The following is a 12,555-nucleotide window of genomic DNA, read 5'->3' on the forward strand; positions in this document are numbered from 1 at the left end:
TTCGCATTCCCATCCCCGGAACCCGCCCTTCATGACCGACGTGACCGTCGTTTTTTCCGACCTCACGGGCAGCACCCGCGTGTTTGAGTCGTTGGGTGATGCCAAGGCGACCAAGGCCATCACCCGGCTGACCCAATGGATGGGCAAGTTGTGCGAGTCTTACCAGGGGCGGGTGGTCAAGTACCTCGGTGATGGGGTGCTGATCATTTTTCAGGACAACCAGGCCGCGGTGGATGCCGCCATCGAAATGCAGCGTGTGCACAGCCAGCGCATCGCGAGCTGGCCGGAACAGCTCAAAATGCACCTGCAAATCGGACTGGCCAGAGGCGCGGTGGTGAACCAGGACGGCGACTGTTATGGCGACGCAGTCAATGTCGCCTCGCGCCTGAGCGATCTGTCGGGCGCAGGCCAGATCTTTGCCACGGATGGTGTCATCGCGGAAATGGACGCCAGCAGCCTCGTGCGGTTTCGCACCCTGGGGCCGCTGGACATCCGTGGCCGCACTGAGCCTTGCGTGGTCTCCCGCATCGAGTGGCAAAGCGAGGTCTTGTCCGAACAATTCACCGTGCCGGCCGAGCTGCCGGGCTGGTCTTCCCGGGCCGAGCAACCCGAGCGGACTATCACGCTGGCCTGGCTGGATGTCCAGCGGTCTTTTGGCGTGTCGGCACTGCCGGTTTTTCTGGGGCGCGACCCGCAGGCGCAGTTCGTGATGAACGACCCGCGGGTGTCGCGCATCCATGCCAAGATCAGCTGGAGCCAGGGCACGTTCAAGCTGGAAGATGCCAGCAGCTACGGCACCTGGCTGCGTTTTGCGGGCAGCGATACCGTGATTGCGCTGCGGCGCCAGGACTGTGTGTTGCACGACGGCGGCGAGATCGCGCTGGGCGCGGGTTTTGACGACTTCAGCGTGCCTACCGTGAGTTTTAAATTCACAGGCCAGGCGACTGGCTAACCCGTACCCAGTACCATCGTCGTCAGGCCGGGCCGGCAGCGGTCCGCGTAACTCATTCCAATAAAGAGGGGACGACGATGGTGTGGCTCAAACGATTTTTCTGGGCAATTTTTTTGTTGCTTCTGGTGCTGGCGCTTGCCGTCGGCATCTACATTCAGCGCAGTCTGCCGACGCTGGACGGCACGCTGAAACTGTCCGGTCTGGCGTCGCCGGTGACGGTGGCGCGTGATCCTTCCGACGTGACCCACATCAAGGCCCAGTCCGCGCGCGACGCCTGGAAGGCCAGTTGATCAGGAATTCCGACCGTGGCCGGGCGAGGAGTGTGCGCAGATTTGGAACACCGACCGTCTTCCAGCCCTTGGGGTCGATGAAGAAGAACGCGAATGCTGTGCTTCCGCACCATTTGAGGATATCCTGACGAAGGGCGAGGAAGTCGCCTTCCTTGCACTGAGCGTCGACGCCTGCAGGGGTCGCCTTTTGGAGGTAGGCGGACAGCCGCCCGAAAGCCCGCTTGTCCAATTCGATGTACAACGCGCGCATGGTCGCGTCGACACCGAGCTTGGCCAGCTTCTGCTTGCACATGGCCATGGTGCGCATAGAGATGGCGATGGAGGTGCCCTCCATTTGTTCCGAGTCATCCCCCCAAGGACCGGCGAAGCAGTCGACGTAGCAGATCTCGACCTTGCCCTGTGAGCGGGCAGCCGTTCCGATGATCAGCAGCAGCTTTTCTAGGTAGTTCTCAAGCAGTTGGTGTTTGATCCAAGCCTGCTCGCGGCCATCGTAGATTGCAGGCACCAAGGCCGTATTTTTTGTCATTTGTTCTCCCTGAGGGACACCCTGAAACACAGGTCAATTAAGCCACATCCGTGATCACGGACTGGCGCCTACCGGGTGGCTGACCAGCATGGTCCAAGCAATCTGCGAAGGTCAATGCCTCGCGAATATCCGATTCAGCCGCATTGACAAACACTCCTTGACCCAAATCGCCCAATGCAGATCGTACCGCTTGACACAGGTGTATGGACCGTGCACATGGTGGACGGGTGTGCGAGGACATGGTGGACAGATTTTGTTGCATAGCTCATTCCTCGCGCAAATCTATTTCTCGCAGCTTGTGGTGCATGAAGTAAACGCCGTAGCGCCCATCGTGCTCGCTGATTGCACGCACCGCCACCGGCATACCGCGCAGCGCACTGGAGAGCTCGTAGCGTTTTTCCTTGAACCGCATCTCTCCCAATGCCTTGACGATCACCACCGTATCCTGCGGTCCGTACTCGATGGGGGCAAGCTCTTGCGGGTAGCTGCGCTCGCTCATACGATAGCGGCTCGCTGGCGTGGCCATGCCTAGCGCCTGGTGGGGCCGCTGGTGGTTGTAGACCTCTCGCCAGCGGTCGAATGCAGCCTGTGCCTGGTTCAGGTCCGTGAATGATCTGCCATTGAGCACCTCGGCCTTGAGAGAACGGTGAAAGCGCTCGTCCTTGCCATTGGTCTGCGGGTGGTAGGGGCGGCTGAAGCTCACCCGGATACCCAGCCGTATCAGCCACAAGGCCAACTCGCTGACCTGCCCAGGCTCGCGTGGCGAGCCCCAGGGGGCCCCGTTGTCTGCGTTGATGCGTACCGGCAGGCCATAGCTGCGAAAGACTTCGGTGAGTTGCCCCCGCACGGTGGCGCCCTCCTGCTTTGCGCAGGCACGCAGGGCCATGTTGAAGCGCGAATGATCGTCCAGCAAAGTCAGGGGATGGCAGCGCCCTGCGGGCGTGTCCACATAGCCCTTGAAGTCGATCTGCCACAGGGCGTTGGGGTGTTCGTGCTCGAAGCGCTGCCAGGGTTGGGCAGCCGTTGACGCCTGGACGCTGATCAAACCATGGCGGTGCAGGATGGCCGTGACGGTGCTGGGGGCCAAGAGCCCCAGACCCAGGTCCTGCAAGCGTCTGGCGATCTTGCGCCCGCCCCAGGCGGGGTGCTCGCGGCGCAAGGTCAATACGGCCTGCTGCAAAGACTCCTGCGTCGTCCCAGGGCTGTGCAGTGGTCGGCGTGAAGCATCGCAAAGGCCTGCGGGGCCTTGCTGCGCAAAGCGGGCCAGCCACTTGTAGCCGGTCTGCGGGCTGATGCCAAAGCGTCGGCACAGCTCGCGCCGGTTGGCCCCTTCGTGCTGTGCCAGGGTGATGAAGTCTTCGCGAAGGCTCATGGTGTCTCGGGTGTTCCAGGGCATGGTCTTGTCTCCTGAGGTCGATACGACCACAGGTGTCCACCATGTCCTCGCACACCCGTCCACCATGTGCACGGTCCATACACACAGGTCAAGGAATGTTCCCTATGTGACGTTGGCCAGGTGCTGAAGATACGGCAGTACCGTTGACTACCTAAAGTTCACGCAGTGGTGGTGGCCAGGAGTCGACGAAACGGAAGCGCGGTTGACCACAAGCCGCTCGAAAGTAGTTTTAATGCGCTAGCTGGCCAACGTTATTTCGCTGGAGATGGTCGAACTTACTGCAGTCAGCCAGGCGGCCAATTGCTCCAGGCACCGCACTGAAACGTAAGCTGTATACTTTTCGCTGAAACTGTCAATAGAGCGAAAAGAGCAGGATTACGTCGCATTCGGATATAGGTTTACGTTATCGCTGTAAAAAAGGCGGCTTTGGGGGAGTTGTGACGCAGGTTACTCCGCTGGAGATGGTCAACGTTACTGTGATCAGCCAAACGCGCTAGCGGGCATGGTAATTTCCGATGAAAGTGCGTCTTTCACGCATGCACCCCTACCCATGGCGAGTTTTGGCGGAGGGCAGGGCCCCATCCGTCTGCCTCCGATACTATTGCAAGCGCCATTTCTTCCGGCTCCATTCCCAGGATTTGCTCCCACCTTTGGATGTAATCAGCACTACAAAGGCGTTCGACGCGCCACCGAGAAACCATCGCACGTGCATCTTTGATCAGTCGGTCACGCTGGTCTGGAGCCAACGTGGTCAAGTCCAATGCAATTCTCTGATGCCTTATCAGCCGGTCCTTTTCAAGGAGAGCATGGCGTTCGCGGGCAAGCTGTCGGGCGGCTTGTCCTAGGTCATCTCTGCGCATTAGCTCGGACGATTCTGGTAACAAGATGAACTCCTCGGCCCCATGATTAAAAGAAGGTGCCACTGAGGGCTAGACACCTAAACTGTATTTTCATCCAGCACCCCAATAAACACAAGAGCGATCGAAGATAGTCAGATGCCCGTAAAACAGGGTGCAGTGCCAAAAGTATTTAAGACCAGATAGGGTTACAGCGGTGAAAGCGGCGTTGACAACTTCACTTCACATTTTTCCAGCAAAAAAAGGGCCCAAATGATGACTAGGCATTTCTGGTGGATTTGTGGAACAAGCCGCAAGGCGCATAGACGCTGGAGCTGCACTAGAGCGTTGTCACTTTCATTTCCAAAGTGTTGTCACTTTCATTTCGCCGGACGAAATTGCGTGATCCAGGCCGCAAACCGTCGCAAACGAGACTTAACATAATATACATCGTGGAATATTAAAATAACAAGAAATCAGCCAAGGAAAACCTCGCAAAGCCATTGCCAGCTAGAAAACTGGCTGAACCCTGCCTTTGCAACAATGGCTTGGTTCAGTGCCCTTGCCAGATCACCACTTGCCGGTGGCGTTCCGGCTGCGGATGGTCGTAGCGAGCAGTTGGGCGGATTCGGTGCGGCTGGCGCGTTGGGCGAACTCGATGGCGGTCAAGTCTTGCTGGTTTTTCAGCATGGGATCGGCGCCGGCTTCCAGCAGCAGCTTGACGGCTGGGGCCGTGCCGTACATGGCGGCCATCATCAGCGGCGTGGTGCCGTTGGGCGATTCGGCGTCGATGTAGGCGTTGTTGTCGAGCAGCAGGCTCATGATGGCCAGATGGCCTTTGCTGGCGGCGTAATGCAGCGGCGTCCAGCCGGTCTTGTTGACGTCGGCGTCTTTTTTGATCAGGCTGGCGGCCATGTCCAGCTCGCCTTTGAGCGCGGCGATCATCAATGGGCTTTCGCCCTGGGCATTGAGTTTGTTGACGTCAGTTTTGGGCCAGTCCGTCAGGACCTGGGCGACTTTCAGCGAGGGTTCCTGCAAAGCCAGGTACAGGCCGTGCTGGCCTTTAGGGTCCGTGGTGTTGGGGTCAAATCCGCGCGCCAGCAACTGCTGGACCACACCAGCGTTGTCCTGTTTGATAGCGGCGAAGAAGTCTTCGTACGAGCCGGCGTGGACGGAGATAACTCCAGTAAAAACAAATAGATAAACTGACTTCTTCAACCAGTTTATGAGGTATTTTTTCATGCCAAAACCCCGGAAAACAGCTTCTCGAAGTTGCGGCTGGTGGCTTCGGCAATGGTTTCCACCGGCAGCTGTTTGAGCTCGGCCACCTGTTTCGCCACATAAGGCACATACGACGGATTATTGGTTTTTCCGCGGTAAGGCATGGGTGCCAGGTAGGGGCTGTCGGTCTCGATCAGGGTTCGATCCAGCGGCACAAAACGGGCGACTTCGCGCAGATCAGCGGCATTTTTGAAGGTCAGGATGCCGGAGAACGAGATGTAAAAGTCCAGGTCCAGTGCAGCCCGGGCCACTTCTATGGTTTCGGTGAAGCAGTGAAACACCCCGCCGGCCCGCCCTGCTCCGCCCGCTGTTTCGCCCTCTTCCTTCAATATGGCCAAGGTGTCGGCGGAGGCGCTGCGGGTGTGGATGACCAGCGGTTTTCCGGTCTGGCGGGCGGCGCGGATATGCACCCGGAAGCGTTCGCGCTGCCATTCCATGTCGGCCACGGTGCGCTCGCCCAGCCGGTAATAGTCCAGCCCGGTTTCGCCGATGGCCACCACTTTGGGCAAGGCGGCGCGCCGCAGCAAGTCGTCCAGGCTGGGTTCGGTCACATCTTCGTTGTCGGGGTGCACGCCCACGCTGCACCAGAAATTCTCATACGTCGTGGCCAGGGAGTGAACAGTTTCAAACTCTTCCAGGGTGGTGCAAATACACAGGGCGCGCGCTACCTGGGCGTCCTGCATGGCCTGGCGAATCTGCGGCAACTGGGCCTGCAGCTCGGGGAAACTCAGGTGGCAATGGGAGTCGGTGAACATGGGCGAGATTTATGTGTAAAAAGTGGCTATAGCCCATAGAGGACGGGCGTAGATAGCTATCGAAAATGTAGCGAGTGCCGGGCCCCAGCCCGTCGCAGCCGCTACTAGATGGTCTGGGTCGGGCGGTCCGAGGCCAGGTGTGCGCCCAGGATTTCCTCGATCTTGATCTTCAGCAGACGGGACTTTTCATCGTTCGGAAAACGCACACCCACGCCCTGCGTGCGGTTGCCGGAAGCCCGGGCCGGCGTGACCCAGGCGACCTTGCCCGCCACCGGGTAGCGTTGTGTGTCCTCCGGCAGGGTCAACAAGACGTAGACATCGTCGCCCAGCTTGTAGTCGCGCGCCGAGGGGATAAACACACCGCCTTCGGTGAACAGCGGGATATAGGCCGCGTACAGCGCGGCTTTTTCCCGGATCGCCAGCTGGATGACGCTGGGCCGGGCGGCGTTGGCGCCGGGTGCGTTGGCAGGAGGCGATGTACTCATAAGTGCTAGTTTATAGGCTGGCTTGCGACGCTGTCAGCATGAATTGCGCCTATTTGGCGTTGAGTGCCAGCCGCGCCCGGCTGGCCAGCGACTCCAGCATCAGGCCGGGATTGAAGGGGTGTTCGACGGTGCGCGCACTGGCCGCCAGCTCTTTGGACCAGGCGCCCAGCGCGAGAAAACCCGGGCCGCCGGTTTTGCTGGCCGGCAAGTCCTTGACGTTGAAAAAACGTGGCTGGGCACCAGCCTTGACCGCCAGCACGTCGTGGCAAAGTTTTTGCAGCGCATCAACAGCTTGGGCCGGTGCCCAGTCGGCCAGTGCGCTGGTGTCGCCACGGGCCATGGCTTTTGGCAGGGCTTGCCAGTGTTGTGCGCTGCTACTGCTGGGGCCAGCCTGCAGCCGGTTCAGGGCGTCGGCCGGCCGGCCGCCGGCGGCAGCCAGCAAGGTGTGCAAATCGGCAGCGGCCGGCAAGGCGCCGGCCTTGCCTTCGGTCGGCGCTTGTTCCGCCAGCCAGGCCAGCGCTTCATCGAACACCGGCCAGTGCATGGTGTGGCCCTGGCAGCGGCTGCGTATGGTGGGCAACAACTGGTGCGCCGCTTCGGTGGCCAGGATGAACTTGACCGCGCCGGGCGGTTCCTCCAACGTCTTCAGTAAGGTGTTGGCGGTGATGGTGTTCATACGCTCGGCCGGGTAGACCAGCACCACCTTGGTACTGCCGCGCGAACGTGTGAACTGGGTGAAGGACACGGCTTCGCGCGCGGCGTCAACCTTGATTTCCTTGCTGGGCTTGCGTTTTTTGCTGTCCAGGTCGTCCTGCGTTTTTTCGTCGAGCGGCCAGCCCAGGGCCAGCGACAGGGTTTCCGGCATCAACATGCAGAGATCGGCATGAGTGTGGACGGCGATGGCGTGGCAACTGCCGCAGACGCCACATGCGCCGTCGGCCGTGGCTTGTTCGCACAACCAGGCGCGCGCCAGCGCCAGCGCCAGGTCAAACTGCCCCAGGCCGGACGGCCCACTGAGCAGCCAGGCGTGACCGCGCTGGGTCAGCAGGCTGCGCAACTGGGTTTGCAGCCAGGGCGCCAGCGGCGGATTCGGGGGCAAGGCCTCGGTACTCATGGCAACCAGCCTTTGGCGGAAAAGACCTGGCGCACGGATTGCCAGACGGCTTCACGCGTGCAGGAGGCGTCAATGCGGGCAAAACGCCCGGGGTCCTGGGCCAGGCGATCGGCGTAACCCTGGGCCACACGGCGGAAAAACTCCACCGGCTGGGCTTCAAAGCGGTCCGGCACGCGGGCGCCGACCAGGCGCTGTGCCGCTTCTTCGGGCGCCAGGTCAAACCACACGGTCAGGTCCGGCTGGACAATCGGGATGGCAGCGCCCCTCTTCCCAAGTTCATGAACAAAATCAGGTCCTAGCCCTTGTGCGTCCTGCGCCCATAGCTCCAGTTTTGATAGCACGTCGAGGTCGAAGCCGCGCCCGCCGCCCTGGTAGGCAAAGGTGGCGTCGGTAAAACGGTCACACAGCACCACGTCGCCACGCGCCAGCGCCGGCGCGATCACGGTCCGCAGGTGGTCGCGCCTGGCCGCAAAAATCAGCAGGGCTTCGCTCAGCGGGTCCATCGCATCGTTGAGGATCAGGGTGCGCAGCTTTTCAGCCAGCGGCGTGCCGCCGGGCTCGCGGCTCAGGGTCACGGCCCTGCCCTGCGCCTTGAAAGCCTCGGCCAGCGCGGCGATGTGGGTGGATTTGCCCGCGCCGTCTATGCCTTCAAAACTGATGAACAAACCGGAAGAGAAAAGCGTGGAAGCCCCCTCGGGGGGCAGTGCAGTGCGCGAAGCGACAAGCGTGGGGGTCATATATCTTCAGTGACCTCGTATGTATTTGTTGACCGCACGGTTGTGCTCATCCAGGCTGCTGCTGAACTGGCTGCTGCCGTCGCCGCGCGCCACAAAATACAAGGCCTTGGTCGGCGCTGGCCGCACCGCCGCCAGCAGCGCCGCCTTGCCGGGCATGGCAATCGGCGTGGGCGGCAGGCCGGCGCGGGTGTAGGTGTTGTAGGGTGTGTCGGCCTGCAGGTCGCGTTTACGCAGGTTGCCGTCAAACTGCGCGCCCAGGCCGTAGATCACGGTGGGGTCGGTTTGCAGCAACATGCCTATGCGCAAGCGGTTGCTGAACACGCCGCCGATTTCGGCCCGGTCTGAGGGCTTGCCGGTTTCTTTTTCGACAATGCTGGCCAGGATCAGGGCCTGCTCAGGTGTTTGCAAGGGGGTGTCGGGGCTGCGCATGGCCCAGGCGGTTTCCAGCCGTTTGTCCATCGCGCGTGCGGCGCGTTTGAGCACGGCCAGGTCACTGGCACCTTTGGAATATGTGTAGGTATCCGGGAAAAAACGCCCTTCCGGGTGCACCCCCGGCCTGCCCAGCTGGGCCATCAGGGCCTGGTCGCTGAGGCCCTGGCTGTCCGGTTTGAGGGCTTCGGCCTTGAGCAGCGCGGCGCGCAGTTGCGCCATGTTCCAGCCTTCGACCAGGGTCACGCTTTTCAGGCTTTCCTCGCCACGTACCAGCATGCCCAGCAAGGTGCGCGGCGTGGTGCCGGGCGTGATTTCATAACTGCCAGCCTTGATCTGGCGCGCCTTGCCAGACAGGCGGAACCAGGCATAGAGCCAGGTTGCCGGGACATCGACGCCGCTGGCCACCACGGTTTCGGCCACGCCCTGGGCCGGCGTGCCGGGTTCGATTTCGAGGTCCAGCACCTGGCTGCCGGGCTGGACGTGCAGGGGCAGCGGCTCGTGAACCCACCAGCCCACGGCACCCAGCACCAGCAGGCCGGCGCACAACATCAACACCAGCAAACGCCTGAAAAAACGAATCACAACCCTGCTGCCTTCCTGAAAACGATGGGTCTATGATAATTCAGCCCATGTTGACCCTCCCCACTGATTTGTCTCTTGCCTCCACCTTGTCCGGCGTTGCCGAATTAAGCCACCTGGGCGTGATCCGCGTGGCCGGTGAAGAAGCCGCCAAATTCCTGCAAGGCCAGCTCACGCAAGACGTCGTCCTGCTGGGTTTGTCCGAAGCGCGTCTGGCGGCTTTTTGCAACGCCAAAGGCCGTATGCAGGCCAGCTTTATTGTTTTCAAACGCAGCCACGAAGAAATCCTTCTGGTCTGCAGCCGCGATATTTTGCCGGCCACGCTGAAACGCCTGTCCATGTTTGTGCTGCGCGCCAAAGCCAAACTCAGCGACGCGACGGCCGATTACGCCCTTTTCGGCCTGACAGGAAACGCTATCGAATCCATAGCTGGTGGCGCACATCCACCATGGGTCAAGGCCGATTTTGATGCTGCAAGCCTGGTATTTTTATACCCCGGCGCCGGCCAGCCGCGTGCCTTGTGGTGCGCACCCAGCGGAACGCCCGCCCCGGCGGAACCGGCCCTGGCGCTGGACCATTGGCACTGGCTGGGGGTGCAGGCCGGCATTGCCATGATCACGCAGCCAATTTTTGAGGCCTTTGTGCCGCAGATGCTCAATTACGAATCGGTGGGCGGCGTCAGCTTCAAAAAAGGCTGCTACCCCGGCCAGGAAATTGTGGCGCGCAGCCAGTTTCGCGGCACGCTCAAGCGCCGGGCTTATCTGGCACGCACCCAGGGCCAGCCGACGGTTGGGCAGGAGGTGTTCCATGCGGGCGATGCGGAACAGCCTTGCGGCTTGGTGGCGGCCTGCGCTCCGCATCCAGCCGGCGGTTTCGACGTGATTGTGTCCATGCAGACCGCTGCCGCAGCCGATACCGAAGACGGCCACCTGACTCTGGGCAGCGCCAGCGGTCCGGCTTTGGCGCTGTTGCCGCTGCCTTATCCGCTGCTCGAAGACATCTAGTGCGCAGCGCACGGCGTGGCCATCGTGGGGACTAGAGCATGTGTTTGATCGCTTTTGCCTTGGGGGCTTCGGCGCGCTGGCCGCTGGTCATTGCCGCCAACCGCGATGAATTCCTGGATCGACCCACCCAGCCCCTGGCGCGCTGGCGCACCGAGGCTGGCACGGAGATCATTTCCGGCCGAGACCTGCGCGCCGGCGGCACCTGGCTGGGCGTCACGCCCGGTGGCCGCGTGGCGATGTTGACCAATGTGCGCGGGCCTCAGCCCTCTGCTGGCGAAAAAACGCGGGGCGAGCTGGTCACACGCTGGCTGAAAGGCAACATGGACGCGGCCAGCTTCATGGCGCAAACCGAAGGCGCGGCTTACGGCGCCTGCAATTTGATCGTTGGGGATGTCGCCAACACATCCTGGCACTGGCTCAGCAACCAGCCCGGCCCCGGCTGGCAGTCGCGCGCACTGGGCCCCGGTGTCTACGGCTTGTCCAATGGCGCGCTGGACACGCCCTGGCCTAAAACCGTGGCTCTGAAACAGGCCGTGGTTGCCGCGTTGGCCGCGACGGACCAGGACAGCTTGCAGGCCGGACTCTGGGCTGCCCTGCTGGATAGACAACGCGCCGGTCACGAACATTTACCCAGCACCGGTGTGCCGCTGGCACTGGAGCAGGCCTTGTCCAGCGCTTTTGTCGATTTTCCCGAACATGGCTACGGCACGCGTTGCAGCACCCTGCTGGTAGCCCGTGCCGCAATTACGTCAGCGGCTTGGCCTTGGGAGGTGTCGATTCAGGAAACCACGCATGCCTATGCCGCGTCGGATGTGCGGCTGGAGCGCCAGTGCCGGCTGACCTGGTCCGACACAGCCTGGTCACCCGCTAACACCTGAGCATGCCGGTCATCCCTCTTGAAGCACCGCGTCCCTTCTTCGGAGCCTGGGTAGTCAGGGCCGCATTTGTCATGGCCGTGTTCGGCTGGGGTGTTGGTTTTTACGGCCCGCCCATCTTTCTTCATGCCGTGATGCAGCGCACCGGCTGGCAGCTGTTCCTGGTCTCCAGCGCCGTGACCGTGCACTTTCTGTTTGGTGCGATGGTTGTGGCAAATTTGCCGCGTCTGTATCGCCGCTTCGGATTGCCGACCGTCACCACGGCAGGCGCCGTTGCGACCGCCCTGGGTGTCATGGCTTGGGCTTTTGCCGTCGAGCCCTGGCAGTTGTTTCTGGCCGCCCTGTTCAGTGGTGGCGGTTGGGTGATGATGGGCGCCGCGGCGATCAATGCCATTGTTGCGCCCTGGTATGTGCACGCGCGGCCCATGGCGCTGGCGAAAGCCTACAACGGAGCCAGCATTGGCGGCGTTATTTTCTCGCCGCTGTGGGTGTTCTTGATTGCCAAAGCCGGCTTCCAGACCGCGTCCCTGCTGGTGGGCGGGGTGATGGTGGTGACCGTGGCGCTATTGGCCCGCTGGGCCTTTGCCAGAACACCGGCCTTGCTGGGTCAGGCCCCGGATGGCGACTTGCCCGGCGTGCCTTCGCGCACGGTCACCTCGCCCCACGCTCGCCCGTTGCCGGGGAAAAAGCTTTGGACCGACCGTCGCTTTCTGACACTGGCAGCGGGCATGGCCGCCGGCCTGTTTGCGCAAATTGGCCTGCTGGCTCATATGTTTTCACTGCTGGTGCCGGCGTTGGGCGCGCAATATGCCGGCCTGACCATGGGCTTGGCCACGGCCTGCGCCATTGCCGGGCGTTCGGTGGTGGCCTGGGCCATGCCCGTCACCGCGGACAGGCGTCTGGTGGTTTGCGCCGGTTATGCCGTCCAGTTGCTCGGCTCCCTGTTGTTGCTGGTCGCGAACGAGTCGCAGACCGGGCTGATCTTGCTGGGTGTTGTTTTGTTTGGGGCCGGCATAGGCAATGCAACCTCCTTGCCGCCGTTGATCGCGCAGGTCGAATTTGTGAAGGAGGATGTGTCTCGCGTGGTCGCGCTGATCGTTGCCATGGGCCAGGCGACTTATGCTTTTGCGCCCATGGTCTTCGGCATCCTGCTGGCGGTTTCTGGCGGCCAGGATTTACACCTGGGGCAGAACACAATGCTGTTCTTTATGGGCGCAGCACTGGTTCAGCTGATCGCGATTGCCTTGTTCCTGCTGGGTCGGCGCACGTCGTCCTGACGGTGGCGCGCCCAGC

At 61.7% G+C, this 12,555-nt stretch carries 13 protein-coding genes; 5 read left to right on the top strand and 8 right to left on the bottom strand.

The annotated features are described in order from the left end of the window. The first annotated feature begins 31 nt into the window (after nt 1–31). Together R6254_RS17800 and R6254_RS17805 are read left to right on the top strand one after the other, a co-directional pair. The gene (locus R6254_RS17800; protein ID WP_318408797.1) at nt 32–952 is read left to right on the top strand and encodes an adenylate/guanylate cyclase domain-containing protein; all 921 of its coding nucleotides are present in this window, start codon (nt 32–34) and stop codon (nt 950–952) included. Nucleotides 953–1,029: 77 nt separating this feature from the next. Further along, nucleotides 1,030–1,242, top strand: coding sequence for a hypothetical protein (locus R6254_RS17805; protein WP_318408799.1), 213 nt, complete (start codon nt 1,030–1,032; stop codon nt 1,240–1,242). On the opposite strand, the gene tcmP is transcribed toward R6254_RS17805, so the two are convergent. The 8 genes from tcmP to mltG all read right to left on the bottom strand — a co-directional run bounded on the left by tcmP (nt 1,202) and on the right by mltG (nt 9,353). Next, nucleotides 1,202–1,768, bottom strand: a complete 567-nt coding sequence (gene tcmP / locus R6254_RS17810) for a three-Cys-motif partner protein TcmP (protein ID WP_318408800.1) — start codon at nt 1,766–1,768, stop codon at nt 1,202–1,204. The genes R6254_RS17805 and tcmP overlap by 41 nt on opposite strands. Nucleotides 1,769–2,033: 265 nt before the next feature. Further along, a complete protein-coding gene (locus R6254_RS17815) occupies nt 2,034–3,164 on the bottom strand; it encodes an IS481 family transposase (RefSeq protein WP_318408802.1) in 1,131 nt (376 codons plus the stop codon). A 1,406-nt stretch (nt 3,165–4,570) separates the two neighbouring features. Then, nucleotides 4,571–5,242: an ankyrin repeat domain-containing protein gene (locus tag R6254_RS17820; RefSeq protein ID WP_318408804.1), complete on the bottom strand. Its 672-nt coding sequence runs from the start codon at nt 5,240–5,242 to the stop codon at nt 4,571–4,573. Then, nucleotides 5,239–6,036, bottom strand: a complete 798-nt coding sequence (locus tag R6254_RS17825) for a TatD family hydrolase (protein WP_318408806.1) — start codon at nt 6,034–6,036, stop codon at nt 5,239–5,241. The genes R6254_RS17820 and R6254_RS17825 overlap by 4 nt, the downstream gene beginning before the upstream one ends. A gap of 104 nt (nt 6,037–6,140) precedes the next feature. Then, the gene (locus tag R6254_RS17830) at nt 6,141–6,521 is read right to left on the bottom strand and encodes a PilZ domain-containing protein (RefSeq protein ID WP_318408807.1); all 381 of its coding nucleotides are present in this window, start codon (nt 6,519–6,521) and stop codon (nt 6,141–6,143) included. Between the two features lie 49 nt (nt 6,522–6,570). Further along, entirely contained in the window at nt 6,571–7,635 is a 1,065-nt protein-coding gene (locus tag R6254_RS17835) for a DNA polymerase III subunit delta' (RefSeq protein ID WP_318408808.1), read from the bottom strand. Continuing rightward, on the bottom strand, nt 7,632–8,372 hold the full coding sequence (tmk, locus tag R6254_RS17840; RefSeq protein WP_318408809.1) for a dTMP kinase: 741 nt from the start codon (nt 8,370–8,372) through the stop codon (nt 7,632–7,634). The genes R6254_RS17835 and tmk overlap by 4 nt, the downstream gene beginning before the upstream one ends. A gap of 6 nt (nt 8,373–8,378) precedes the next feature. Beyond that, nucleotides 8,379–9,353: an endolytic transglycosylase MltG gene (mltG, locus tag R6254_RS17845; RefSeq protein ID WP_318408920.1), complete on the bottom strand. Its 975-nt coding sequence runs from the start codon at nt 9,351–9,353 to the stop codon at nt 8,379–8,381. 80 nt (nt 9,354–9,433) lie between these two features. Between mltG and ygfZ the strand changes: the two genes are divergently transcribed. Genes ygfZ through R6254_RS17860 form a run of 3 tightly spaced genes read left to right on the top strand, consistent with a single transcriptional unit; the run spans nt 9,434 to nt 12,539 of the window. Then, entirely contained in the window at nt 9,434–10,387 is a 954-nt protein-coding gene (gene ygfZ, locus R6254_RS17850) for a CAF17-like 4Fe-4S cluster assembly/insertion protein YgfZ (RefSeq protein ID WP_318408811.1), read from the top strand. A gap of 38 nt (nt 10,388–10,425) precedes the next feature. Further along, the gene (locus tag R6254_RS17855; RefSeq protein WP_318408813.1) at nt 10,426–11,265 is read left to right on the top strand and encodes an NRDE family protein; all 840 of its coding nucleotides are present in this window, start codon (nt 10,426–10,428) and stop codon (nt 11,263–11,265) included. Between the two features lie 2 nt (nt 11,266–11,267). After that, nucleotides 11,268–12,539 carry an MFS transporter gene (locus R6254_RS17860; protein WP_318408815.1) on the top strand — a complete coding sequence of 424 codons (1,272 nt, stop codon included), beginning with the start codon at nt 11,268–11,270 and terminating at the stop codon, nt 12,537–12,539. Nucleotides 12,540–12,555 lie beyond the last annotated feature (16 nt).

The organism is Polaromonas potterensis (assembly GCF_033446725.1).
In the GTDB taxonomy this organism is placed as follows: Bacteria; Pseudomonadota; Gammaproteobacteria; order Burkholderiales; family Burkholderiaceae_C; genus Polaromonas.